At 55.3% G+C, this 23,734-nt stretch carries 21 protein-coding genes; 13 read left to right on the top strand and 8 right to left on the bottom strand.

Going from position 1 to position 23,734, the window contains the following annotated elements; genetic code table 11:
- Nucleotides 1-53: 53 nt before the first annotated feature.
- Nucleotides 54-869 (top strand): Cof-type HAD-IIB family hydrolase, encoded by an 816-nt coding sequence (locus tag IYV58_RS08760; RefSeq protein ID WP_004130787.1) that lies wholly within the window; start codon nucleotides 54-56, stop codon nucleotides 867-869.
- A 136-nt stretch (nucleotides 870-1,005) separates the two neighbouring features.
- Nucleotides 1,006-2,271: a DUF1479 domain-containing protein gene (locus IYV58_RS08755; RefSeq protein ID WP_172879782.1), complete on the top strand. Its 1,266-nt coding sequence runs from the start codon at nucleotides 1,006-1,008 to the stop codon at nucleotides 2,269-2,271.
- On the opposite strand, the gene IYV58_RS08750 is transcribed toward IYV58_RS08755, so the two are convergent.
- A complete protein-coding gene (locus tag IYV58_RS08750) occupies nucleotides 2,268-3,368 on the bottom strand; it encodes a LacI family DNA-binding transcriptional regulator (protein ID WP_004130783.1) in 1,101 nt (366 codons plus the stop codon). The genes IYV58_RS08755 and IYV58_RS08750 overlap by 4 nt on opposite strands.
- A 271-nt stretch (nucleotides 3,369-3,639) precedes the next feature.
- Here IYV58_RS08750 and IYV58_RS08745 point away from each other — a divergent pair, with 271 nt between their 5' ends.
- Entirely contained in the window at nucleotides 3,640-4,941 is a 1,302-nt protein-coding gene (locus IYV58_RS08745) for an MFS transporter (protein WP_004130781.1), read from the top strand.
- Nucleotides 4,942-4,956: 15 nt separating this feature from the next.
- Nucleotides 4,957-7,320, top strand: a complete 2,364-nt coding sequence (locus IYV58_RS08740) for a glycoside hydrolase family 31 protein (protein WP_195729527.1) — start codon at nucleotides 4,957-4,959, stop codon at nucleotides 7,318-7,320.
- Nucleotides 7,321-7,487: 167 nt separating this feature from the next.
- Here the strand turns inward: IYV58_RS08740 and IYV58_RS08735 are convergent, their stop codons facing one another.
- Nucleotides 7,488-9,080, bottom strand: a complete 1,593-nt coding sequence (locus IYV58_RS08735; RefSeq protein WP_004130777.1) for an ABC-F family ATPase — start codon at nucleotides 9,078-9,080, stop codon at nucleotides 7,488-7,490.
- A 178-nt stretch (nucleotides 9,081-9,258) separates the two neighbouring features.
- On the opposite strand from IYV58_RS08735, the gene IYV58_RS08730 reads away from it, so the two are divergent.
- Nucleotides 9,259-10,041, top strand: coding sequence for a tyrosine-protein phosphatase (locus IYV58_RS08730; protein WP_004130775.1), 783 nt, complete (start codon nucleotides 9,259-9,261; stop codon nucleotides 10,039-10,041).
- Between the two features lie 190 nt (nucleotides 10,042-10,231).
- The gene (gene ldtB / locus IYV58_RS08725) at nucleotides 10,232-11,146 is read left to right on the top strand and encodes a L,D-transpeptidase (protein WP_004130773.1); all 915 of its coding nucleotides are present in this window, start codon (nucleotides 10,232-10,234) and stop codon (nucleotides 11,144-11,146) included.
- 43 nt (nucleotides 11,147-11,189) lie between these two features.
- On the opposite strand, the gene IYV58_RS08720 is transcribed toward ldtB, so the two are convergent.
- The 5 genes from IYV58_RS08720 to mntR all read right to left on the bottom strand — a co-directional run bounded on the left by IYV58_RS08720 (nucleotide 11,190) and on the right by mntR (nucleotide 16,232).
- Nucleotides 11,190-11,906: a GntR family transcriptional regulator gene (locus IYV58_RS08720; protein WP_004130772.1), complete on the bottom strand. Its 717-nt coding sequence runs from the start codon at nucleotides 11,904-11,906 to the stop codon at nucleotides 11,190-11,192.
- A 70-nt stretch (nucleotides 11,907-11,976) separates the two neighbouring features.
- Nucleotides 11,977-13,353, bottom strand: a complete 1,377-nt coding sequence (locus tag IYV58_RS08715; RefSeq protein ID WP_112165371.1) for a glycoside hydrolase family 1 protein — start codon at nucleotides 13,351-13,353, stop codon at nucleotides 11,977-11,979.
- A 151-nt stretch (nucleotides 13,354-13,504) separates the two neighbouring features.
- Nucleotides 13,505-14,545, bottom strand: coding sequence for an aldo/keto reductase (locus tag IYV58_RS08710; protein WP_112165373.1), 1,041 nt, complete (start codon nucleotides 14,543-14,545; stop codon nucleotides 13,505-13,507).
- 110 nt (nucleotides 14,546-14,655) lie between these two features.
- Nucleotides 14,656-15,762 (bottom strand): anion transporter, encoded by a 1,107-nt coding sequence (locus IYV58_RS08705; protein ID WP_049114795.1) that lies wholly within the window; start codon nucleotides 15,760-15,762, stop codon nucleotides 14,656-14,658.
- The gene (mntR, locus tag IYV58_RS08700) at nucleotides 15,759-16,232 is read right to left on the bottom strand and encodes a manganese-binding transcriptional regulator MntR (RefSeq protein WP_004130763.1); all 474 of its coding nucleotides are present in this window, start codon (nucleotides 16,230-16,232) and stop codon (nucleotides 15,759-15,761) included. Before mntR ends, IYV58_RS08705 begins: the two co-directional genes overlap by 4 nt.
- Nucleotides 16,233-16,414: 182 nt before the next feature.
- Between mntR and mntS the strand changes: the two genes are divergently transcribed.
- Both mntS and IYV58_RS08690 read left to right on the top strand, forming a co-directional pair.
- A complete protein-coding gene (gene mntS / locus IYV58_RS08695) occupies nucleotides 16,415-16,540 on the top strand; it encodes a manganase accumulation protein MntS (RefSeq protein ID WP_004130761.1) in 126 nt (41 codons plus the stop codon).
- 268 nt (nucleotides 16,541-16,808) lie between these two features.
- Nucleotides 16,809-18,386 carry a phosphoethanolamine transferase gene (locus IYV58_RS08690; protein WP_004130758.1) on the top strand — a complete coding sequence of 526 codons (1,578 nt, stop codon included), beginning with the start codon at nucleotides 16,809-16,811 and terminating at the stop codon, nucleotides 18,384-18,386.
- Nucleotides 18,387-18,455: 69 nt separating this feature from the next.
- Here IYV58_RS08690 and ompX read toward each other — a convergent pair whose 3' ends face one another.
- On the bottom strand, nucleotides 18,456-18,968 hold the full coding sequence (gene ompX, locus IYV58_RS08685) for an outer membrane protein OmpX (protein ID WP_195729526.1): 513 nt from the start codon (nucleotides 18,966-18,968) through the stop codon (nucleotides 18,456-18,458).
- Nucleotides 18,969-19,320: 352 nt separating this feature from the next.
- Here ompX and rhtA point away from each other — a divergent pair, with 352 nt between their 5' ends.
- The 5 genes from rhtA (at nucleotide 19,321) to glnQ (ending at nucleotide 23,558) form a co-directional block, all read left to right on the top strand.
- Nucleotides 19,321-20,208: a threonine/homoserine exporter RhtA gene (gene rhtA / locus IYV58_RS08680; RefSeq protein WP_195729525.1), complete on the top strand. Its 888-nt coding sequence runs from the start codon at nucleotides 19,321-19,323 to the stop codon at nucleotides 20,206-20,208.
- 218 nt (nucleotides 20,209-20,426) lie between these two features.
- A complete protein-coding gene (gene dps / locus IYV58_RS08675) occupies nucleotides 20,427-20,930 on the top strand; it encodes a DNA starvation/stationary phase protection protein Dps (protein ID WP_004130751.1) in 504 nt (167 codons plus the stop codon).
- Between the two features lie 368 nt (nucleotides 20,931-21,298).
- Nucleotides 21,299-22,045, top strand: a complete 747-nt coding sequence (glnH, locus tag IYV58_RS08670) for a glutamine ABC transporter substrate-binding protein GlnH (protein ID WP_004130748.1) — start codon at nucleotides 21,299-21,301, stop codon at nucleotides 22,043-22,045.
- A 134-nt stretch (nucleotides 22,046-22,179) separates the two neighbouring features.
- Nucleotides 22,180-22,839, top strand: coding sequence for a glutamine ABC transporter permease GlnP (gene glnP, locus IYV58_RS08665; RefSeq protein WP_004100490.1), 660 nt, complete (start codon nucleotides 22,180-22,182; stop codon nucleotides 22,837-22,839).
- Nucleotides 22,836-23,558 (top strand): glutamine ABC transporter ATP-binding protein GlnQ, encoded by a 723-nt coding sequence (gene glnQ, locus IYV58_RS08660; RefSeq protein WP_004130746.1) that lies wholly within the window; start codon nucleotides 22,836-22,838, stop codon nucleotides 23,556-23,558. Before glnP ends, glnQ begins: the two co-directional genes overlap by 4 nt.
- Nucleotides 23,559-23,734: the final 176 nt, after the last annotated feature.

Genomic DNA, 23,734 nt, shown 5'->3' with positions numbered 1-23,734 from the left:
ATCACATTGTAATTAGAATGTTACTGGTCGAAGTTAAGCCAGGAGCATGTGTTATGACCGTTAAAGTTATCGTCACCGATATGGACGGAACTTTTCTCAATGACGCCAAGCAGTATGACCGCTCGCGTTTTCTTGCGCAGTTCGCGCAACTCCAGCAGCAGGGTATTGAATTCGTTGTCGCCAGCGGCAACCAGTACTACCAGCTGATCTCTTTTTTTCCGGAAATCCGCGACCAAATCTCCTTTGTTGCCGAGAACGGCGCGCTGGTTTACGAACACGGTCAACAGCTGTTCCACGGCGAACTTACCCGTCATGAATCCCAGGTGGTAATTGGCGAACTGCTCAAAGATCCGCAGCTCAACTTTGTCGCCTGCGGCCTCGAAAGCGCTTACGTCAGCGATCGCGCGCCCGACGCCTTTGTCGCGCTGATGTCAAAGCACTACCATCGTCTGCAGCGTATTAGCAACTACCATGGCATCGACGATAAGCTGTTTAAGTTTTCGCTTAACCTGCCGGATAGCGAAATTCCGCAGCTTATCGACAAACTGCACGTCTCGCTGGACGGCATTATGAAGCCGGTCACCAGCGGCTTCGGCTTCGTCGATTTGATTATCCCCGGCCTGCATAAAGCCAACGGCATCAGCCGCCTGCTGAAGCGCTGGAACATCTCGCCGCAGGCGTGCGTGGCCATCGGCGACAGCGCGAACGACACGGAAATGCTCAAGCTGGTGAAATACTCTTTCGCGATGGCCAACGCCGCCGAAAGCATCAAGGCGGTGTCGCGTTTTGCCACCGATGATAACAACCACGACGGCGCGCTGAACGTCATTCAGGCCGTCCTCGACCACGCCGCCCCCTTCAATCAGTAACGCCGCGCCGGGGTTGACCGCCCCGGCTTCCCGTTTTGTGCACCTCTGCATAATTTTAAACTTGCATTAACTTAATTTTAACTTAAATTATCATATGTAAGATTTAAAACTTTCGAATGAAAGATGAGAGGTCATCATGGCTGTTACCCATACCAGTGAAACTTTACCTGCCGATCCTAAAGCGGCTATCCGCCAGATCAAGCAGGAGCTGCGGGCGCAAATTGGCGATGTACAGGCGGTGTTCGATCGGCTGACCGCGCGTATCGCCGCGCGTCTGGAAGAAATTGACGCCCTTAAAGCCAGCGGCCAGGACGTCTGGCCGATAATCCCGTTCGAGGCGATTGCGCGTGGCCAGGTCACGGAGGCCCAGCGCGAGCTCATCAAGCGTCGCGGCTGCGCGGTCATCAAGGGCCATTTTTCTCGTGAACGGGCGCTGGCGTGGGATAACTCAATGCTCGACTATCTCGACCGCAACCATTTTGATGACGTCTACAGAGGCCCGGGCGATACCTTTTTCGGCTCGCTGGAGGCATCACGGCCGGAAATCTATCCAATTTACTGGTCCCAGGCGCAGATGCAGGCGCGACAGAGCGATGAAATGGCTGCCGTGCAGTCGTTCCTCAACCGTCTGTGGACGTTTAACCGCGACGGCAAGCAATGGTTCGACCCGGATGTCAGCGTCATCTACCCGGACCGCATTCGCCGCCGCCCGCCGGGGACCACCTCGAAAGGTCTGGGGGCGCATACCGATTCCGGCGCCCTGGAGCGCTGGCTGCTGCCGGCCTATCAGAAAGTGTTTGCCGACGTGTTTAACGGCAACATTGATGCTTACGACCCGTGGGACGCGGCGCACCGCACCGAAGTCGAAGAGTATACGGTCGACAACACCACCAAATGCTCGGTGTTCCGCACCTTCCAGGGGTGGACCGCGCTCTCCGATATGATCCCCGATCAGGGCCTGCTGCACGTGGTGCCGATCCCGGAAGCGATGGCTTATGTGCTGCTGCGTCCGCTGCTCGATGATGTCCCGGATGATGAACTGTGCGGCGTCGCGCCGGGTAAGGTGCTGCCGATTTCGGAAAAATGGCACCCGCTGCTGATCAAAGCCTTAAGCTCTATTCCGGCGCTGAATGCGGGCGATTCGGTATGGTGGCACTGCGACGTGATCCACTCGGTCGCGCCGGTGGAAAATCAGCAGGGCTGGGGCAACGTGATGTATATTCCCGCCGCGCCAATGTGTGAGAAAAACCTCGCCTACGCGCAGAAGGTCAAAGTCGCGCTGGCGCACGGCGCCTCTCCGGGCGACTTCCCGCGCGAGGATTATGAAGCCAGCTGGGAAGGTCGTTTCACGCCGGACGATTTAAACATCCACGGTAAGCGCGCGTTGGGGATGGCGAATTAATCGTCATATAGCCCCTTAGCTTCAACGGCGGTACGGCGGTTACCGGCGCGTATCCGCCGCACCGAATCACGTACCGCCAGCGTGCCATGCAGGAGTAACGCGCCGTGCGGCGCATCGGGACGGATCAGCCTCTGCTGTAGCAAATGTACCGCTTCAACGCCTAATTCATCGCGCGGGACGTGGACGGCAGTTAGCGGTACATCCTGAATCGCCGCCAGGTTAAAGCCGTCGATGCTCATGACGGAAACATCCTGCGGGACGCGCAAACCACGTTTTTGTAAAGCGGCGATTGTGCCTGCCGCCATAAAATCACCGCCCACCAGAAATGCCGTCGGCAGTGGGCCGTCGCCGCGCTGATCCAGCCACTCCCCGACTTTTTCCTCGGTATCCCTGGCGCTGAAGTTGGCCACGGCGAGTAAATCCCTGCCATCAACGAAATGGAGATTCCGCGCCCGCCATGCCTGCTTAATGCCCAGCAGACGCAGCTCCATGGTATAGCGACGCAGGCACATCACGTTCATGATCGCCTGATGCCCCATCTCAAACAGATACCGGGCGGCGAACTGGCCGATCAGCCGATGATCCGGTGCGACGGAGGGTAAACGCATTCCGGCGTCGTGGCAGTTGATCATCACGCAGGGCTTCGCCAGATCGGCCGCCAGATCGTGAATATGCGGATCGTCGATACCCAATAAAATAGCGGCCTGGGTCGATGCTTCATGCATGCGCTGCAAAAACAAATTGGCATCGCTGTCGTTCTCTTCCAGCGCGCAATAGCGCAGGTGTACCTCATGCGGCATAAGGGCGCTATTGATGCTTTGAATCACCCGATAGTAGTAAATATCCGTGCGTTCATCGAAAGCGCGCTGAGGGGCAAATACCACGAGGTTGTTGAGCAGCATTCGCCCGGCGGCGATCCCCTCCATCACGCCCAGCTCGCGGGCGCACTCCAGTACCCTCTGGCGAGCCCTGGCGCTGGTATTCGCTTTCCCTGCCAGCACCCGCGATACCGTGCTCACCGACAGCCCGGTACGCGCCGCGATTTCGCTCACTTTTAGCTTTTTGTCCATTTTGTGATCGCGCTCTACTTTGCTCATGAAAAAATTTTCATATTGAGAATGTGAATATTTTTAAGCGATTTGGCGATGTCATACTGCGATCTGGATCGTCCCATGAAAATATTTGCAGAATTGTCGCTATTGTCCGCTCGCATTCTCCCTTAGCCTGAATTGGTCCAACACCTTTGATATTAGTCAACCAATAGTGTCGAGACATCAACCTTAACAAACAACGAAATAGAAAATTTTAGCGACAACTCAGCAAGCGGGTTGGTCAATTTTCCCTACTACATGTCTCGTGGAGAGTTCTATGAGCCAAGGCCTCAATAACGATATGGCGGTCAGTAAATCACGCCGCATAGTGAAGAACCTGCGCTGGTGGATGCTGGTGCTGTTTTTGCTCGGCGTCACCGTTAACTACATCACGCGCAATTCGCTGGGGATTATCGCCCCGGAATTAAAAACCTCTCTCGGTATTACCACTGAACAGTACTCGTGGATCGTCGGCGCTTTTCAGCTGGCGTATACCATTTTTCAGCCACTCTGCGGCTGGCTTATCGACGTCATTGGTCTCAAGCTCGGCTTTATGATCTGCGCCACGCTGTGGGCCATCGCCTGCATCGCCCATGCCGGCGCGGGGAGCTGGCTGCACCTGGCGATTCTGCGCTTTTTCATGGGCGGCGCTGAGGCGGCAGCGACGCCAGCTAACGCCAAAACACTCGGCGAGTGGTTCCCTAAATCCGAACGCCCAATCGCGGCAGGCTGGGCCGGGGTTGGTTTCTCCATCGGCGCCATGCTGGCGCCGCCGATTATCTACTTCGCGCACGCCTCGTTCGGCTGGCAGGGTGCATTTATGTTCACCGGCGCGCTGGCGCTCGCATGGGTCGTACTGTGGTGGGCGTTCTATCATAACCCGGAAAAACACCCTAACCTCGGCAAAGCCGAGCTGGCGCTTATCCAGCAGGACAATGAAGCGCCGCCGGTCAAACTGCCCTTCTTTACCGCGCTGAAAACCGTATCGAAAAACAAGCGCTTCTACGGTATCGCCATTCCGGCCTTTATGGCTGAGCCCGCCTGGGCGGTGCTGAGCTTCTGGGTACCGCTCTACCTGGCGAAAGAGCACGGCATGGATTTAAAACAAATCGCCATGTTTGCCTGGCTGCCGTTTCTGGCGGCCGACCTCGGCAGCGTCGCCAGCGGCTATCTGACCAAACTGTATACCCGCTGGTTCGGCTGCTCGCGGGTGAACTCGGTGGTCGCCAGCTCCGTCACCGGCGCCTTCCTGATGATTTCGCTCGCCACCGTGGCGATTACCCGCGATCCCTATATCACCATCGTACTGATTTCAATTGGCGGCTTCGGCCACCAGATCATCTCCTGCATGCTCAGCGCGCTGGTGGTGGAGTCGTTCGATAAAGGACAGATGGCGACCGTGAACGGGATGCGCGGTTCCGCCGCCTGGATCGCCAGCTTTCTATTCTCGCTGCTGATTGGCGTCACCGCCGACAAAATCGGCTTCAACCCGCTATTTATCGCCATGGGGTTCTTTGACCTGATTGGCGCGGTATTCCTGGTGGCATTTATTGCTGAACGTCGCGCAAAACGCGCCTGAGAGTGGATGTAAAAAATGAAGACTTTGAAAAACTGGACCTTACACCAACTGCTGGACCACCACGTTGAGCTGCTCGTAGACGGCCAGCACACCCTGTGTCTGTACGTGCTGGAAGAGAATATGTTCCGCGTGCTGCTAAAGCGGCACGGCCAGCTGGCGCTGGATCGCACCTGGAGTATCGCTCCCCAGCAGGACGTGCCGTGGGAAGGACGCCCGCGCGAAGATTTGAACGGCTTTAGCCTCCCCGCCTGGCAGCTCACGGAGCATAGCGATACCCTGAGCATCGCCACCGACCAGCTGCGCGTCACCGTCCACCAGCCGCTGTGGCTGGAATGGAGTTATCGCGATGAAGCTGGCGAGTGGCAGCCGCTGGTTAACGACCGCCCCACCAGCGCCTACCTGGCGAATGCGCACGGCGACGGCGTTGCCCACTATCTGAGCCGACGCAAAGACGAACGCTTCTATGGTCTGGGCGAAAAAGCCGGCGATCTGCAGCGTAACGGTAAACGCTATGAGATGCGTAACCTCGACGCCATGGGCTATAACGCGGCGAGCACCGACCCGCTGTACAAGCATATTCCGTTTACCATCGCGCAGCGTAGCGATGTCAGCTACGGTCTGTTTTACGACAACCTGAGCAGTTGCTGGCTGGATCTCGGCAACGAAATCGATAATTACCATACCGCCTATCGCCGCTGGCAGGCGGAAGCGGGAGACATTGATTACTATCTTTTTTCCGGCAAACGGGTACTGGATATCACCAAAGCGTTCGTCCGCCTGACCGGCAAAACGCTGTTCGGACCGAAATGGAGTCTCGGCTACAGCGGTTCGACGATGCACTACACCGACGCGCCGGATGCGCAAAACCAGCTGATGAACTTCATCCGCCTGTGCGATGAACACGCCATTCCGTGCGATTCATTCCAGCTATCTTCCGGCTATACCTCGATTGACGGCAAGCGCTACGTCTTTAACTGGAACAACGACAAGGTGCCGCAGCCGAAGGTGATGAGCCAGGCCTTCCACGATGCCGGACTGAAGCTGGCGGCCAATATTAAGCCCTGCCTGCTGCAGGACCATCCGCGCTATCACGAGGTCGCGGAGCGCGGGCTGTTTATCCGCGATTCACAGGCTGATGCTCCCGAGCGTTCCAGCTTCTGGGATGACGAAGGGTCGCATCTCGACTTTACCAACCCGCAAACTGTCGCCTGGTGGCAGGAAGGCGTGACGACCCAGCTGCTGGAGATGGGCATCGACTCTACGTGGAACGATAATAACGAGTATGAAGTCTGGGACGGCGAAGCCCGCTGTCACGGATTCGGCCACGAAATTGCTATCAAACATATTCGCCCGGTGATGCCGCTGCTGATGATGCGCGCGTCGCTGGAGGCTCAGCAGCGCTTTGCGCCGCAGAAACGCCCGTATCTGATCTCTCGCTCCGGCTGCGCCGGGATGCAGCGCTATGTTCAGACCTGGAGCGGCGATAACCGCACCAACTGGGACACGCTACGCTACAACACCCGGATGGGGCTGGGAATGAGCTTGTCCGGGCTGTTCAACGTCGGACACGATGTCGGCGGCTTCTCTGGCGATAAACCGGACCCGGAGCTGTTCGTGCGCTGGGTACAAAACGGCGTTATGCATCCGCGCTTTACCATTCACTCGTGGAATGACGACCAGACGGTCAACGAAGCCTGGATGTACCCGGAGGTCACCCCAGCTATCCGTTCAGCCATTGAGCTGCGCTATCGTCTGCTGCCGTACCTCTATACCCTGCTGTGGCAGGCTCACGCCGACGATGAACCGATGCTGCGCCCGACCTTCCTCGATCACGAACACGATGCGCAGACGTTTGCCGAATGCGACGACTTCCTGCTGGGTCGCGATCTGCTGGTTGCCAGCGTCGTCGAACCCGGCGCGCGTCAGCGCCGCGTGTGGCTGCCGGCAAACCAGGACGGCTGGTACGATTTTTACAACCACCAGTGGTATGCGGGCGGCCAGTGGATAGCCCTTGATGCGCCACTGGAAAAACTGCCCCTGCTGGTTCGCGCCGGGGCAGGCCTGCCGCTGAGCGAGCGCGTCCGCCACGTCGATGCGCAAACAGACGATAATCGCGAGCTGAAGCTGTTCCCGCTGAAGGGCATGGGGACCTGTCGCGGCCTGCTGTTTGAAGACGACGGCGAAAGCTGGGGCTACCGGAACGGCAATGCGCTGTGGGTGGAATGGGAAATGGTCTGCGATAGCGCCAGCATTAACCTGAAGGTCAAGGCGCGCGGCGATTATCGTCCGGCGTGGAAAGCGCTGAAGGTGTCGTTGCCGGCGGGGGAAAAACGCAGGCTGCTGGTGAACGGTGAAGAAAGGAGCGAGTGGCGGGTGTAGTGCGGATAAGGCGCAGCAGCGCCTTTGGGAAATTCAGCCACTCTGCTAACGGCTCCCGGGGGCGGCGCTTGACGCGCCTTGCCCGGGCTACAGGTCCATCGCCGTCTGCGGGCCGGTAGCCCGGATAGGGCGCAGCAGCGCCGCAATCCGGGACAAGCAACAGAAAATTATTCGATACCTTTAGTGCGCAGATAATCTTCGTAGTTACCGGTGAAGTCGATCACGCGCTCCGGCGTAATTTCAACGACTCGGGTCGCCAGCGAGCTCACAAACTCACGGTCGTGAGAAACGAAAATCAGCGTTCCCTGATACATCTCCAGCGCCATATTCAGCGATTCGATCGATTCCATATCCAGGTGGTTGGTCGGTTCGTCCATCACCAGGATGTTCGGTTTCTGCATCATCAACTTACCGAAAAGCATACGGCCTTTTTCGCCGCCGGAGAGCACTTTCGCCGGCTTTTTGATATCGTCCTGGCTGAACAGCAGTCGGCCCAGGATGCTGCGCACCGCCTGCTCGTCATCGCTTTCCTGTTTCCACTGGCTCATCCACTCAAATACCGTCAGATCGTTTTCGAATTCATATTCGTGATCCTGCGCGTAGTAGCCAATCTGCGCGTTCTCGGACCATTTAACGGTACCGTTATCCGGCGTCAGATCGCCGACCAGGGTTTTCAGCATTGTGGATTTACCCACGCCGTTGGCGCCCAGAATAGCGATCTTCTCCCCCACTTCCAGCAGCAGGTTGAAGTTTTTAAACAGCGGACCGTTGTCAAAGCCTTTTGCCAGCGCTTCCACTTCCAAAGCGTTACGGAACAGCTTTTTATCCTGCTCAAAGCGAATGAACGGGTTCTGACGGCTGGACGCTTTCACTTCGTCCAGCTTAATTTTGTCAATCTGACGGGCGCGCGAGGTCGCCTGGCGAGATTTAGAGGCGTTGGCGCTAAAGCGGCTCACGAAAGATTGCAGGTCGGCAATCTGCGCTTTTTTCTTGGCGTTATCCGCCAGCAGACGTTCACGCGCCTGGGTCGCCGCGGTCATGTACTCATCGTAGTTGCCCGGGTAAACGCGCAGCTCGCCGTAATCCAGATCCGCCATGTGGGTACAAACCATGTTCAGGAAGTGACGGTCGTGCGAAATGATGATCATGGTGCTGTCGCGATCGTTGAGGGTCTGCTCCAGCCAGCGGATGGTGTCGATATCCAGGTTGTTCGTCGGTTCATCAAGCAGCAGGATATCCGGGTTGGAGAACAGCGCCTGCGCCAGCAGCACGCGCAGCTTCCAGCCGGGAGCCACTTCGCTCATCGGGCCGTAATGCTGTTCAACCGGGATGCCGACGCCGAGCAGCAGTTCGCCGGCGCGCGCTTCAGCGGAGTAGCCGTCCATCTCGCCGTAGAGCACTTCAAGGTCAGCCACCTTATAGCCGTCTTCTTCGCTCATCTCCGCCAGGGAGTAGATGCGATCGCGCTCTTGCTTCACTTCCCACAGCTCGCCGTGGCCCATAATGACCGTATCCAGTACGCTGAACTCTTCAAATGCAAACTGATCCTGGCGCAGCTTACCGATACGCTCGTTCGGGTCGAGGGAGACGTTGCCCAGCGTCGGCTCAAGATCGCCGCCGAGGATCTTCATAAAGGTGGACTTGCCGCTACCGTTGGCGCCAATCAGGCCGTAACGATTGCCGCCGCCAAATTTGACGGAAATATTTTCGAACAGCGGCTTACTGCCGAACTGCATGGTGACGTTGCTGGATACTAGCACGGGGTTATCCTGAAAATAGAGAATGAGAAGTGTGATGAACCAGACATTATGCCAGCAAATGCTTCACTTTTCACGGGGCGTTATAAAATCATCAATGACGCTTGTGTTAGGGTCGTGTCATATTGCGCGGTTACACTGCTTAATGCGTAATTTTTTTACCTTAATCTGGAAGGAACCTATGACCACACTCTCCCGCCATCCGGCTTTCTTATCGCTGCAGGGCGGTATCAACTTTCGTGACCTGGGCGGCCAGCGTACCGCCGACGGCCGCCGCGTGCGGGCCGGAAAACTATTCCGCTCCGGCTCGCTGCATATGATGACGGCCGATGACCTCACCCACCTGGACGCAATCCCCCTTAGCCGGGTCATTGATTATCGCGATCCGGGAGAAGTGAATCGTAGCCCTGATAAGCTGAACGAAGCGGCTCGCTACCTCAACGCGCCCGCGAATCCGCACGTTCGCGACGTTAACGCCAAAGTCACCGAGCTCAACGCCGCCACGTTAAACGCCCTTAACGGCGAGCAGTTTATGCTGGAGCTCTATCGCCAGCTGCCATTCAATAACGCTGCTTATCGCCAGCTGGCCGGTTGGCTGATGGAGCCTTTCGATGGCGCGCTATTGCAGCACTGCGCGGTAGGGAAAGACCGTACCGGCGTGGGCTGCGCGCTGACGCTGTTCGCCCTCGGCTGCGATCGCCACACGGTGATGGAGGAGTACCTGCTCACCCAGGGCATGCTGACGCAGGTCGAGGATTTTTTGCTCGAATCCCTCGGCAATGAGCTGACCGCCCGCGGCCGGCAAAACCTGGCGGAAATGATGACGGTGCATGAATCTTACCTTGCCGCCGCGCTTTCCGGCATTGATGAACGTTACGCCAGCGTCGATGCCTGGCTGGAAAAAGAGTATCAGCTCACGCCGCAGGCGCGAGAAGCGCTCCAGGCACGGCTTCTGGAGGGGTAACCCCCTCCCGTTTTTAGTCTGCAGGGCCAGCGTTGACGGGCTACACTCACGGTCACAGGAAAAAAATGTGATTTCGTACACATCTCATTTACCTGTTTGCCGGAAAGCACATATAATGCGCTCCCATCGACTTCCTGTTTAAACTGACAAAGGCCTGTGCGGCATTAATATCGCCCACGACATAAAGATTATGAAATTATCAACACTCTTCGCGGCAGCCTTCGCCATCGTGGGCTTTTGCAACACAGCTTCTGCTGTAACCTACCCTCTGCCTACCGACGGTAGCCGTCTGATTGGCCAGAACCAGGTGATCACCATTCCGGAAGGCAACAAGCAGCCGCTGGAATATTTCGCCGCCGAATACCAGATGGGTTTATCCAACATGCTGGAAGCCAACCCGGGCGTGGACACCTTCCTGCCGAAAGGCGGCACCGTGCTGAATATCCCGCAGCAGCTGATCCTGCCGGACACCGTGCATGAAGGTATTGTCATCAACAGCGCGGAAATGCGCCTTTACTACTATCCGAAGGGCACCAACACCGTCATCGTGCTGCCGATCGGTATCGGCCAGCTCGGCAAAGACACGCCAATCAACTGGGTAACCAAAGTTGAGCGTAAAAAAGCCGGTCCGACCTGGACGCCTACCGCCAAAATGCACGCTGAATATGCCGCAGCAGGTGAACCGCTGCCGGCCGTTGTTCCGGCCGGCCCTGATAACCCGATGGGCCTGTACGCGCTGTATATCGGCCGCCTGTACGCTATTCACGGCACCAACGCCAACTTCGGCATCGGCCTGCGCGTCAGCCACGGCTGCGTGCGTCTGCGTAACGACGATATTAAATTCCTGTTTGAAAACGTGCCGGTCGGCACCCGCGTAGAGTTTATCGATGAGCCGGTAAAAGCCACTACCGAGCCTGACGGCAGCCGCTTCATTGAAGTTCACAACCCGCTGTCCACCACTGAAGAGCAGTTCCAGGGCGGTGAGATCGTACCGATTAACCTGACCAAATCCGTACAGGCGATTACCAGCCAGACTGACGTAGACCAGAGCGTGGTCGATCAGGCGATCCAGAACCGTTCCGGTATGCCTGTGCGTCTGAACTAACAGCACATCGCGCAGAGCGGCGGGCCCGGTGCCCGCCCTTTTTTTATCCGTTATTCACCAGAATAATTCCGCCGTGATCGTAGCGATAGTGGCAATGGGCATACTCCAGCGGCGTACCGTCCTCCAGATAAATCACCTGCTCCACCTCCAGCACCGGATCGCTCGCTTCACAGTTGAGGTGCTCCCTGTCCAGCGCCTGCGGTTTCATCGCCCGCACCACCCGATACGATCCCATCATCTTGAGCCCCAGCGTCTCCTGCAGGTAGCGAAACACTGAGCCTTCGAGATGCGTTTTATTCAGGCCGGGCACCAGCGCGACCGGCATCACGGTGAGATCCAGCGACACCGGTTCCTCGTTAAGCAGTCGCAGGCGAACAAAATCATAGACCGGGGCATCGGCGTCAATCAGTAACGAACTTTGCTCCTTTTCCGTCGGAAAGCGCAGCTCGAAGCGAATCACCCGGCTAGCCACTTCCCCTAAGTGCTCCCAGGTTTTGGTGGCACCAAAATAGTCGCTACCGGGCAGTTCCCACTGCGAAAGCTGGAGGAAATTTTTGCGCACGAAGGTTCCCTGCCCCTTACGGGTGTAGATAAGGCCTTCGACAATCAGCTGACGCATCGCCTGCTGGATGGTCATCCTGCTGGTGCTGAACTCCGCCGCTAACGCGAACTGGTCGGGTAACGGCGCGCTGGCGGGATACTGCTGGCTGATGATACGTTTTTTGATTTCCCGCGCGATACTCAGATATTTGGCCGTCATTCCCCGATCCTTTTACGTTGCTGATAGCGACTGGCGGGCAGAATATACCATCTGCCCGCGCGAGGCGCCGTTACATCTCTTCGCCGTTACTGCGAATGACCCGTTTTAGCCAGGCATAGCTTTTCTTCGGAACGCGTTTAAGATCCTTCAGGTCGTGGTTTTCACGGTTCACGTAGACAACGCCGTAGCGTTTGCGCATATCGCCCTGCGAACTAAGGATATCGATCAGCCCCCAGCCCAGATAGCCAACCACTTCCGCGCCGTCCTCAAATATCGCCTCTTTCATGGCGTTGATATGATCGCGATGATAGGCGATGCGGTAATCGTCAGCGATCGGGTTCTCGCCGTCCCAGGACTCAATCACCCCGATGCCGTTTTCAATCGGGAAGACCGGCAGACGCCAGTCGTTGTAGTAGCGGGTAATGATGGTGCGAAAACCCAGCGGATCAATCTGCCAGCCCCACTCGGTGGCCTGCAGAAAGTCATTCTTTTTATCGCCAAACTGCATGTAGTGGTTCACCGGCGTACCCGGCGGGATCGGGTCGCTGTCGAGAACCTTGCTGGCATAGTAGCTAAAGGCCAGATAGTCGATTTTGACCTGCGCCATCAGCGCCAGATCCTCTGCGCGGTAAATATCCGCAAAGCCTTCGCGGGCGACAACGTGCATGACTTCCGGGCTGTAGCCCTCCCCGGCGAAGGCGCGCAGCAGATTCTGGTTTAAAAACTCGTCGAGCTGCTGGGCGCAAAGGATATCACGCGGTTTACAGGTCGCCGGATAAACCAGCGCGTGGGCCAGCATGCCGCCCATCAGGCACTGTGGCTTCGCCTGGTGCAGATACTGCGTCAGGTGCACATGGGCCATCATCACGTGGTGCTGGATCTGATACAGCTCGCGCAGGGTCTTCTCGCCGCGCATGTAGCCAGAAATCAGAAACGCGTCCGGCATATGGTAGAGATTCTGTTCATTAAAGGTCAGCCACCACTTTACCTTGTCGCCAAAGCAGTCGATCATCTTCTGCCCGTAACGAATAAAGGCTTCCATCACCCGACGGTCGGTAAAACCGTTGTAGCGTTCAGCCAGCGACAGCGGCATATCGAAGTGATACAGGCAGATCATCGGCTCAATGCCGCGGGCAATCAGGTCATCGATAAACTGGTGATAAAAGGCGATACCTTCTTCATTGAACTCACCGTCGCCTTCCGGGCAAACGCGGCTCCAGGCTATCTGGAAACGATAGCAGTTCATGCCCAAATCCTGCATCAGGTCGAAGTCTTCCCGGTAGCGGTGGTACGAATCGGTCGCCACCTTCCAGTCAGAAGTCAATTCCGCCGGCTGGCGGATATCGTAAACCGACATCCCTTTACCACCCTCATTCCACGCTCCCTCGGTTTGCATGCTGGAAACCGAGTTACCCCATAGAAAATCTGCCGCCAGTGTTCTGTTCATCGCTCGCACCTATGACTAGTCATATAAATTTCATGACTAGTCATATAAACGAAATCCTATTTTCGGGCAAACTCAGGGATCGTTTTTTGTGAGCGCAGCGGATAAAAAAGCCGGATCGCGAAACAGACGATCCGGCGTGCAAGAACGGAAATTACTGCTGTGCGAGCTGGTCGCGACGGTATTCTCCCTGGCGCTCCAGCATCCAGCCCGGATACTCTCGCGGTAGCGTGCTGACCGCATCAAGCCGTGCCAGTTCATCATCATTCAGGGTAATGCTGGTTGCCGCAAGGTTCTCGGCGAGCTGCTCTGCACGCTTCGCGCCAATAATCACGCTGCTTACCGCTGGCTGATGAAGCAACCAGGCCAGCGCGATTTGCGCCACCGAAACGCCCTTCGCATCGGCAATCTCACGCATCACATCAATGCAGTCAAAAGCCCGCGCTTTGTCCACCGGTGGGAAATCAAACTCCTGACGACGGCCGCCGCTCGCCGACTGCCCGTCGCGATCGTACTTACCGCTGAGCAGCCCTCCCGCCAGCGGACTCCAGACCATCAGGCCCAGACCTTCGCTCTGCATCATTGGCACCAGCTCGCGCTCCAGATCGCGCCCGGCAATGGTGTAGTAAGCCTGCAACGAGGCAAAGCGCGCCAGCCCCAGTCGTTCGGATATTCCCAACGCTTTGACTATCTGCCATGCCGCCCAGTTCGACACGCCGATATAGCGGACGTGGCCGTGCTGCACGAGATTATCCAGCGCATACAGCGTCTCCTCGATGGGGGTCGCCGGGTCGAAGCCATGGAGTTGATAGAGATCGATATGATCGAGCTGCAGGCGACGCAGACTCTCCTTCACGCTGCCGATGATGTGATAGCGCGAACTGCCGCGCGAGTTCACGCCTGCGGTGCCGGTCTCGCCAAACACTTTGGTCGCCACCACGACATTTTCACGCGGCACTTTCAGATTCTTCAGCGCCTGGCCGGTAATCGCTTCCGAGCGCCCTTCCGAATAAACGTTTGCGGTGTCGATAAAGTTGATGCCCGCATCGAGTGCGCTGCCCACCAGCCGCTCAGCCTCCGCCTGGCGTAGCTGACCTACCTTACCCCACAGGCCGCCTTCACCGCCGAAGGTCATGGTGCCCAGGCACAGTTCAGAGACAAAAAGGCCGGTATGGCCCAATTTTTGATAACGCATAGAACTCTCCTTCAATCAGGGTGATTCACCATCGTGAATAAAGTTATACCCCGGAAAAGGAGAGCGCGAATGTGGCGTTTCTGTCCGTTTCTTGCCCAATTCTCTAAAAATCAGAACTGCAGCAATCCATACCCCACCAGCGCCGCCCACAGCAGCATGGGCAGGGAATAGACGTGGAAACGCCACCAGATACGGCGATCGCCGGCCATTCGCAGCGCAATCAGATTGGCCAGCGAGCCTGGCAGCAGGCCGAACCCGCCGACATTAACCGCCCAGGCCAGCAGCGTTGAGGGCGGAACGTAATTGAGCAGCAGAATGGTCGCCGGGACGTTACTGATAAACTGCGACAAGCCAATCGAGGTCAGCCACAATCCTCCCGCCGAGAGCTGGCCGACGCCGTTGAGCGCATGCTGTAGAACAGGAAGCTGGATCAGCAGGTGAACGTCAATAAACATCGCCATAAACACCAGTAGCAGCGTCCAGTCGACGTTGATAATCACCGCCCGCGCCAGCAGCAGAAAACCCAACGCGATCAGCGCCAGTCCCCACAGCTCCTGCTTCAGTTCTAAGGCGATCAAAAAGACCAGATAGAACGCCAGACAGCTCCAGACCAGCGTTGGCTGCCACGATGGCGCCTTATCGCTGCTCTGATAGTTGAGACGCTTCGCGGGAAAACAGAACCAGCACAGCGCCAGCAAGGTGATCATCATCGCCGCCGCCAGCGGCAGCATCTGGCCGATAAAGGCCGGAAAGGAAAGGCCTGAGCGCCCCCAAAGAAGAATGTTTTGCGGATTTCCAATAGGTGTTAACAACGACCCGGCGTTCACCGCCAGCGCTTCAAAAATGATTAACCGGCTTGTTGGGATGGCGCACCATTTTTTCAGGGTCAGCGTGAGCGGTACGACAATAAACAGCGCCACGTCGTTAGTTAAGAAGGTGGAAAGCAGCGCGGCCGCCAGCACCATAAAAATGGCCAGCTGGCGTTCGGTCACAAAGCGGCGCGCCATTTTGCGGCCAATTACGTCAAAATAGCCGCTCAGTTCGATACCTTTGGTCAGTAGCATCAACCCGCTAAGGGTGATAATCGTATGCCAGTCAATGGCGTGAAGCCAGGCGGCGGGAGCAAACGGAACAAAGAAGCTTAAAACAACGCCAATAATCAACAGCAGATGTAAAAAGCGGTCGCGGATCAGCGACTGAACAAAGACGAGGTTCATTCTCCCAGTGACCCCTGCTTGAGGGTAAACTGTTTAAACATTGCCAGCGTCTCTTCGCTGACATGGTGCTCCATCCCTTCGGCGTCGCGACGAGCAATCTCCGGGCTAACACCGATCACCAGTAAAAAGTTTTCGACGATCTGGTGGCGTTCCCGGCTTTCATGGGCCAGCTTCTCGCCTTCCGGGGTTAAAAAGATCCCCCGCCAGGGGATCTGTTCGATCAACCCGACGCTGGCCAGTCTTTTTAACATTTTCGCAACCGTTGGCTGCGACACCCCAAGACGCGCGGCCATATCGACCTGACGGGCTTCTCCTACTTCCATAATCAGATCGGAGATCAGCTCCACGTAGTCATCAATCAGCTCCCGACGATGCGCCTCGCGCACCTGACGAAATCCCTCAACGTGCTCTTCGACATTCACTAGCTGCGTCACTTTTTTTGTTATTGGCTTACCTGCGCGACGGTTCATTGTGCTTCCTCATTCCTGTGACGCATCAAGCATCATATAAAAGGATCCCTATTGTAATGGATCGCGCACGGAGAACAAAAAATTAACGTTTTAGCCATAGCTATAAAATATAGCCTGTGCTATATCTGTACGTAATACACACATCCTTCAAGGAGCGAAGGACGAAGTTACAGGAGGTCGTTATGAATGAATTCAAGAGGTGCTTAAACGTGTTTACTCATTCTCCTTTTAAAGTCCGGTTAATGCTTGTCGGTATGCTGTGCGATCTGATCAACGGCAAACCCCCACAGGATAAACCCAACAACTAGTGCGGCGTCGCGGTACGCCGCTTCATTTTTCTGTCATATTTCCCTGCCAGACTGGCTGATTACTCAGCGCTTCAGCAACTTTTTTCAAGTTTTGTAAGCTTTCTCCCAAAACAATCCGTTATGGATAGTTGACCTTAACATTTGCAAGCCCTATCTTTTGTCAGCCCTGCCACTACTGCGGCTCGCAGATACCCTCTTCACGCACTGTCCAGCAGGTTTTACCCCTTGATGCCAGGGGACGCACATGGCTCTTTTTTGATTGTTTACTATGAATGTCACGCTGAAAGAAACGCTGGTCGCCCGCGGACTGGTACTGAACCCATGGACAGGATTCTATTTTTTACAATCGCTGTTTATTAACCTGGCGCTGGGCTACGACTTTAGCCTGCTCTATACCGTTGCTTTTACCTGCGTGCTGCATCTTCTGTGGCGCAGCTTTCCGCGCGCGCAAAAAGTGCTGGTCGGCGTCTATTCGCTGCTGGCGGCCATGTACTACCCTTTTGGCCAGGCCTACGGCGCGCCCAACTTCAATACGCTGCTGGCGCTGCATGCCACCAACCTCGAAGAGTCCACCGAGATCCTGACTATTTTCCCGTGGTACAACTATCTGCTGGCCGTGTTTATCTTTGCGCTCGGCGTCATTGCCGTACGCCGCAAGCCGGAGACGTCGGCGCGCTGGGGGAAAATGGATACGCTGGGGCTGCTGTTCTGCACCGCGATTTTCTTTCTCCAGCCGGTGCAAAACCTCGCCTGGGGCGGCGTCTTTAAGGTTATCGATACCGGCTATCCCGCCGTCCGCTTCGTTAAAGATGTGGTGGTGAATAATAATGAAGTGCTGGATGAGCAGGCGCGAATGGCGCAGCTCGCCAATATGAAAGATAGCTGGCATGTACTGGCGGTGAAGCCGAAGTATCATCTGTATGTGGTGGTGATTGGCGAGAGCGCCCGTCGCGATGCGCTCGGCGCCTTTGGCGGCCACTGGGACAACACCCCGTTCGCCAGTTCAGTAAAAGGCTATCTGTTCAATGACTACGTTGCCGCCAGCGGTTCAACGCAGAAGTCGCTCGGTTTAACCCTCAACCGGGTGGTCGACAATAAGCCGCAGTTTCAGGATAACTTTGTGACCCTCGCCAACCGCGCCGGTTTTCAGACATGGTGGTTCTCGAATCAGGGGCAAATTGGCGAATACGATACGGCGATTGCCAGTATTGCCAAACGCGCGGATGAAGTTCAGTTCCTCAAGAACGGCGATTTCGAGGCTAATAAAAATACCCAGGATGAGCAGCTCTTAACGCTGACCGCACAGGTGCTGGCCACCCGCCGTACCCAGCCGCAGCTGATTGTCCTGCATTTAATGGGCTCACATCCGCAGGCCTGCGATCGCACCAAAGGGAAATACACGGTTTTTGTTCAGTCGAAAGAGACTTCCTGCTATCTCTACACCATGACGCAAACCGACACGCTGCTGAGCAATCTTTATACTCAGCTACAAAATTCTGGCGAAACCTTCTCGATGACCTATTTTTCCGATCACGGTCTGGCATTTAAAGAGCGCGGGAAAGAGGTACAGTACCTGGCGCACGACGATAAGTATCAGCAGAATTTCCAGGTACCGTTTATGGTGCTCTCCAGCGATGATAAAGCGCATAAGGTCATTAAAGCGCGGCGCTCCGCCAACGACTTCCTCAGCTTCTTTTCCCAGTGGACCGGCATCAGCGCTCAGGAGATTGCCCCGCGCTATCGTTTCATCTCTGAACAAAAGGCTGGCCCAACCTACATCACCAACTTCCAGCTGAAGAAAGTGGACTATACCCATTTGGGTACCGACGCATTCACTATCAATTAACGTAGACGCATAAACAGCAGGCAAAAAAAATCCGCCCCATGAGGCGGATTTTTTATATCACCGAAGTGATTAGAAGCGGTAACCTACGCCAGCAATCCAGGTGCCAACGTCAACGTTACGAATGCGAGACTGCTCGTAGGAGAAGTCCAGGGCAACGTTTTCGATCGGGTTGAACTGCAGACCAGCACCGTAAGAGAAACCGTAGTCGCTCATGTCAGATTTGTTCGGGTAGCTGTTGTCCTGGAATTTACCGTAACCAACACCTACTACGCCGTAGATGCTAGCCCAGTCGTTCAGACGGAAAGCCGGACCTGCGGTGATGCCGTAGTACTGGCCTTTTTTGTAAACGCCAGATTCAGAACGATCTTTTTCGGTGTAGGTGAAAGAACCGATAACACCCAGCGGGTTGTTGTCTTGCTCGTAGCGGTACTTAAGGTTGAAACCGCCTGCTTTGTTCGCTTCACCCTGCATGTCGCTCTGCGCGTAGCCACCGGTAACGGTAGAAGTCGCAGCGAAAGCAGTGGTACCTACGGATGCAGCCAGAACAACGGCCAGTGCTGAAAAACGTGCAATTTTATTCATAACCACCTCAAATGTGTTTCTAATAAGTCCTAAGCTTTAAATATAACAAAAACTTTTGGGAAACTCTTTTCACTTTACATTGTCTAACGTACTTTTTCATGTAACCAAAGGTTTCTACGTTTCTATAACAAACTGGAAAACAAACCTTTTTTACAAATATACTCCTATTAAGGCTCATAAATCGCCAGACGTGTATCCAGATTATTCCTAATCTGGTGGTGAAATTATCTTCGCACCCTGCCCTATTGTACTGCTTTTAAGACCCTTTTTTTCAACATTAGCTCAACCGGCGCGGGGTAATTCAATTACACTGGAACCTTTACCGCATTTGACAAAATTGACAGGAGAAAGGATGCCCGGCTCGTCTCGTAAGGTACCGGCATGGTTGCCGATACTGGTTATTTTAATCGCCATGATTTCCATCCAGAGCGGCGCCTCGCTGGCCAAATCTCTCTTCCCGCTAGTCGGCGCCCCAGGCGTTACCGCCCTGCGCCTGGCGCTCGGTACCTTAATCCTGGTGGTCATCTTCAAACCCTGGCGCCTGCGCTTTGCCCCGGAGCAGCGTCTGCCGCTGCTCCTCTACGGCCTGTCGCTTGGCGCGATGAACTACCTGTTCTATTTATCGATTCAACGCATTCCGCTCGGCGTCGCCGTCGCGCTGGAGTTTACCGGGCCGCTGGCGGTAGCGCTGTTTGGATCCCGCCGTCCCCTCGACTTCGTCTGGGTGGCGCTGGCGGTGCTCGGGCTATGGTTCCTGCTGCCGCTGGGACAAAGCGTGGCGCAGATCGATCCCGTTGGCGCGCTGCTGGCGCTCGGCGCGGGCGCCTGCTGGGCGGTTTACATTCTGACCGGCCAGCGCGCCGGAGAAGAGCATGGCCCGGCAACGGTTGCCATGGGGTCGCTAATCGCCGCGGTGGTCTTTGTGCCGATGGGGATGATGCAGGCCAGCGATACGCTATTTCAGTGGGGACTGCTGCTACCGGGGCTCGGGATCGCCATTTTATCAACCGCGCTACCCTACTCTCTGGAAATGGTTGCCTTGACCCGCATGCCCAGCAAGACCTTTGGCACCCTGATGAGCATGGAGCCGGCTCTCGCCGCACTTTCCGGAATGGTGTTTCTTGGCGAAACGCTAACCGCGACCCAAACGCTGGCGCTGGGGGCGATTATTCTTGCCTCGATGGGATCCACGCTGACAATGCGTCGGGAAACGAAGATACAGAAGGTCGACATCAGCTAGCGGAAAGGAGCTGATTGACGAGAAAATTAATCATCTCCTTAATTTATAAACTATTTTTTCTGACTAACAGCCCTGCGCTATCAGACCGATAGAGACTACCTCCGCTGCAAAGCTCAAATCCGTTGCTATACTTAATTCCGCAAGTTATTGGGATGAGACGCTCCGAATAATTCGAATCTGAAGTATGACGAGTACAAATATCAAGAGGATATGACACTATGAGTACCGCAAAACTGGTTAAAACTAAAGCAACGAATCTGCTCTATACCCGTAACGACGTCGCTGATAGCGCGAAGAAAGCGACCGTTGAGCTGCTGAATCGCCAGGTGATCCAGTTCATTGACCTGTCTTTGATTACCAAACAGGCTCACTGGAATATGCGCGGTGCAAACTTTATTGCCGTTCATGAGATGCTGGACGGCTTCCGCACTGCGCTCGTCGACCACCTTGATACGATGGCAGAACGTGCCGTACAGCTTGGTGGCGTAGCGCTGGGTACCACTCAGGTCATCAATAGCAAAAGCCCGCTGAAAAGCTACCCGCTGGATATCCATAGCGTCCAGGACCATCTGAAAGAGCTGGCCGACCGCTATGCCATCGTCGCCAACGATGTGCGTAAAGCCATCGACGAAGCGAAAGATGAAGACACCGCTGATATCTTCACCGCCGCCTCCCGCGACCTGGATAAATTCCTGTGGTTCATCGAAGCCAATATCGAGTAACGCCAATTGCCGTCAGCCACGCTGGCGGCTTTTTTTACCCCCCCCCCGCCACGCACCACCTCAGTGCATGAGAATGTTCAAAATACGTGCAAAAGTAAATCAATTGTAATAATCACCTCACACAATCGTTACGCCGAGATTGTTTTAACATCAGGGTTTGCGCTAAAAATGCTCGTGTTATGCGATGCTCTTATGATGCACCAAAGTAACGCCCCATATTGGTGCATTTAATGTTGTCCGTTATCAAAATTGTGCAACAGGATTCATCCTGGTTGTTATAAAACAACAGGTTGTAAAACTGGCATGATATTTTCATAAGGCAACTTGTTCTCGCAGGGGATCGTCCCGTGGATAAAAAAGGAAATGCTATGAAGTCTGTATTTAAAGTTTCACTGGCTGCACTGACCCTGGCTTTTGCGGTTTCTTCTCACGCCGCTGATAAAACACTGGTTGTTGCGACCGATACGGCGTTTGTTCCGTTCGAATTTAAGCAGGGCGATAAGTATGTTGGTTTCGACGTTGACCTGTGGGCAGCGATTGCAAAAGAGCTTAAGCTCGATTACACCCTGAAGCCAATGGACTTCAGCGGCATTATTCCGGCGCTGCAAACCAAAAACATCGATCTCGCGTTGGCGGGGATCACCATTACCGACGAGCGTAAAAAAGCCATCGACTTCTCAGACGGCTACTACAAAAGCGGCCTGCTGGTCATGGTCAACGCCAATAACAATGATATTAAGGATGTCAAGGATCTGAACGGTAAAGTGGTTGCTGTGAAAGGCGGCACCGGTTCCGTCGATTACGCAAAAGCGAATATCAAAACTAAAGATCTGCGCCAGTTCCCGAACATCGATAACGCCTATATGGAACTGGGCACCGGTCGTGCCGATGCGGTCCTCCACGATACGCCAAACATCCTTTACTTCATCAAAACTGCGGGCAACGGCAAGTTCAAAGCGGTAGGCGAATCGCTGGAAGCGCAAAACTACGGTATCGCTTTCCCGAAAGGCAGCGATGAGCTACGTGAAAAAGTGAACGGCGCACTGAAAACGCTGCGTGAGAACGGCACCTACAACGAAATTTATAAAAAATGGTTCGGTACTGAACCCAAATAATAATTAGCGATTATCTCTTCCAGGCCAGCTGTGGTCTGGTAGACCTGGAGCACTCCGGGCTACCCCCTCAGCAGGCCTGAATAGTTTTCTCAGAGGGTATTCCTCTGTTTTCGAGACGGTAACAGGAACACATTATGCAGTTTGACTGGAGTGCCATCTGGCCCGCCATTCCTATTTTGCTGGAAGGCGCCAAAATGACGCTGTGGATTTCGGTCCTCGGCCTGGTCGGCGGTTTGATAATCGGTCTGGTGGCCGGTTTTGCCCGCTGTTTCGGCGGCTGGATTGCCAACCACATCGCGCTGGTCTTTATCGAAATCATCCGCGGCACCCCGATTGTGGTGCAGGTGATGTTCATCTACTTCGCTCTACCCATGGCGTTTAGCGATTTGCGTATCGACCCGTTCTCCGCGGCGGTGGTCACCATTATGATCAACTCCGGCGCCTATATTGCGGAAATCACCCGCGGCGCGGTGCTGTCGATCCATAAAGGCTTTCGCGAAGCCGGCCTCGCGCTGGGCCTCTCTCGTCGGGAAACCATTCGCTACGTGATCCTGCCGCTGGCGCTGCGCCGTATGCTGCCGCCGTTGGGCAACCAGTGGATTATCAGCATCAAAGATACTTCGCTGTTTATCGTCATCGGCGTGGCCGAACTGACCCGCCAGGGCCAGGAAATTATTGCCGGTAACTTCCGCGCGCTGGAGATCTGGAGCGCCGTTGCGGTTATCTATCTGATCATCACCCTGGTGCTGAGCTTTGTTCTGCGTCGTCTTGAAAGAAGGATGAAAATCCTGTGATTGAATTTAAAAACGTTTCCAAGCACTTTGGTCCAACCAAGGTGCTGCATGATATCGATCTGAAGATCAACCAGGGCGAAGTCGTGGTGATTATCGGGCCGTCCGGCTCCGGTAAATCGACCCTGCTGCGCTGTATTAACAAACTTGAAGAGATTACCAGCGGCGATCTGATCGTCGACGGTCTGAAGGTCAACGACCCGAAGGTTGACGAGCGGCTGATTCGCCAGGAAGCCGGTATGGTGTTCCAGCAGTTTTATCTGTTCCCGCACCTGACGGCGCTGGAAAACGTGATGTTCGGCCCGCTGCGCGTTCGCGGCGCCAATAAAGCGGCGGCGGAAAAACTGGCGAAAGACCTGCTGGCGAAAGTGGGCCTCGCGGAACGTGCGCACCACTACCCTTCTGAGCTTTCAGGCGGACAGCAGCAGCGCGTGGCCATTGCCCGGGCGCTGGCGGTTAAACCCAAAATGATGCTGTTTGATGAGCCGACTTCCGCGCTTGACCCTGAACTGCGTCATGAAGTGCTGAAAGTGATGCAGGATCTGGCCGAAGAAGGCATGACCATGGTTATCGTTACCCACGAAATCGGCTTCGCAGAAAAAGTGGCGTCGCGCCTGATTTTTATCGATAAAGGGCGCATTGCGGAAGATGGCGATCCGCAGATGCTGGTGAATAACCCGCCCAGCCCGCGCCTGCGCGAGTTTTTGCAGCACGTAGCCTGATGCCCCCCGGCTCTCCCTTCACGGGAGAGCCGCTTTCCAGAATCACTGCGTTGAGAAAGTCTCCTCTCCTGTTAAGAAAGACAAACGTGCAAGGGATCAATTGATATTATTCTTATTAAATATGATAACCCGGAGTTATTAAACTCATCCACACCAAGAGTCATTGAATAGCTATT

It is taken from the genome of Klebsiella sp. BDA134-6, from assembly GCF_015601345.1.
Lineage (GTDB): Bacteria > Pseudomonadota > Gammaproteobacteria > Enterobacterales > Enterobacteriaceae > Klebsiella > Klebsiella grimontii.
The sequence above is the reverse complement of the archived record's forward strand: the minus strand, read 5'-3'. Positions and strand labels throughout refer to the sequence as shown.

Bases quoted from the DNA above. Each gene is read 5' to 3' on its own strand.
- IYV58_RS08760 (WP_004130787.1), top strand. From the start codon at position 54: ATGACCGTTAAAGTTATCGTCACCGATATGGACGGAACTTTTCTCAAT.
- IYV58_RS08755 (WP_172879782.1), top strand. From the start codon at position 1,006: ATGGCTGTTACCCATACCAGTGAAACTTTACCTGCCGATCCTAAAGCG.
- IYV58_RS08750 (WP_004130783.1), bottom strand. From the start codon at position 3,368: ATGAGCAAAGTAGAGCGCGATCACAAAATGGACAAAAAGCTAAAAGTG.
- IYV58_RS08745 (WP_004130781.1), top strand. From the start codon at position 3,640: ATGAGCCAAGGCCTCAATAACGATATGGCGGTCAGTAAATCACGCCGC.
- IYV58_RS08740 (WP_195729527.1), top strand. From the start codon at position 4,957: ATGAAGACTTTGAAAAACTGGACCTTACACCAACTGCTGGACCACCAC.
- IYV58_RS08730 (WP_004130775.1), top strand. From the start codon at position 9,259: ATGACCACACTCTCCCGCCATCCGGCTTTCTTATCGCTGCAGGGCGGT.
- ldtB (WP_004130773.1), top strand. From the start codon at position 10,232: ATGAAATTATCAACACTCTTCGCGGCAGCCTTCGCCATCGTGGGCTTT.
- IYV58_RS08720 (WP_004130772.1), bottom strand. From the start codon at position 11,906: ATGACGGCCAAATATCTGAGTATCGCGCGGGAAATCAAAAAACGTATC.
- IYV58_RS08715 (WP_112165371.1), bottom strand. From the start codon at position 13,353: ATGAACAGAACACTGGCGGCAGATTTTCTATGGGGTAACTCGGTTTCC.
- IYV58_RS08710 (WP_112165373.1), bottom strand. From the start codon at position 14,545: ATGCGTTATCAAAAATTGGGCCATACCGGCCTTTTTGTCTCTGAACTG.
- IYV58_RS08705 (WP_049114795.1), bottom strand. From the start codon at position 15,762: ATGAACCTCGTCTTTGTTCAGTCGCTGATCCGCGACCGCTTTTTACAT.
- mntR (WP_004130763.1), bottom strand. From the start codon at position 16,232: ATGAACCGTCGCGCAGGTAAGCCAATAACAAAAAAAGTGACGCAGCTA.
- mntS (WP_004130761.1), top strand. From the start codon at position 16,415: ATGAATGAATTCAAGAGGTGCTTAAACGTGTTTACTCATTCTCCTTTT.
- IYV58_RS08690 (WP_004130758.1), top strand. From the start codon at position 16,809: ATGAATGTCACGCTGAAAGAAACGCTGGTCGCCCGCGGACTGGTACTG.
- ompX (WP_195729526.1), bottom strand. From the start codon at position 18,968: ATGAATAAAATTGCACGTTTTTCAGCACTGGCCGTTGTTCTGGCTGCA.
- rhtA (WP_195729525.1), top strand. From the start codon at position 19,321: ATGCCCGGCTCGTCTCGTAAGGTACCGGCATGGTTGCCGATACTGGTT.
- dps (WP_004130751.1), top strand. From the start codon at position 20,427: ATGAGTACCGCAAAACTGGTTAAAACTAAAGCAACGAATCTGCTCTAT.
- glnH (WP_004130748.1), top strand. From the start codon at position 21,299: ATGAAGTCTGTATTTAAAGTTTCACTGGCTGCACTGACCCTGGCTTTT.
- glnP (WP_004100490.1), top strand. From the start codon at position 22,180: ATGCAGTTTGACTGGAGTGCCATCTGGCCCGCCATTCCTATTTTGCTG.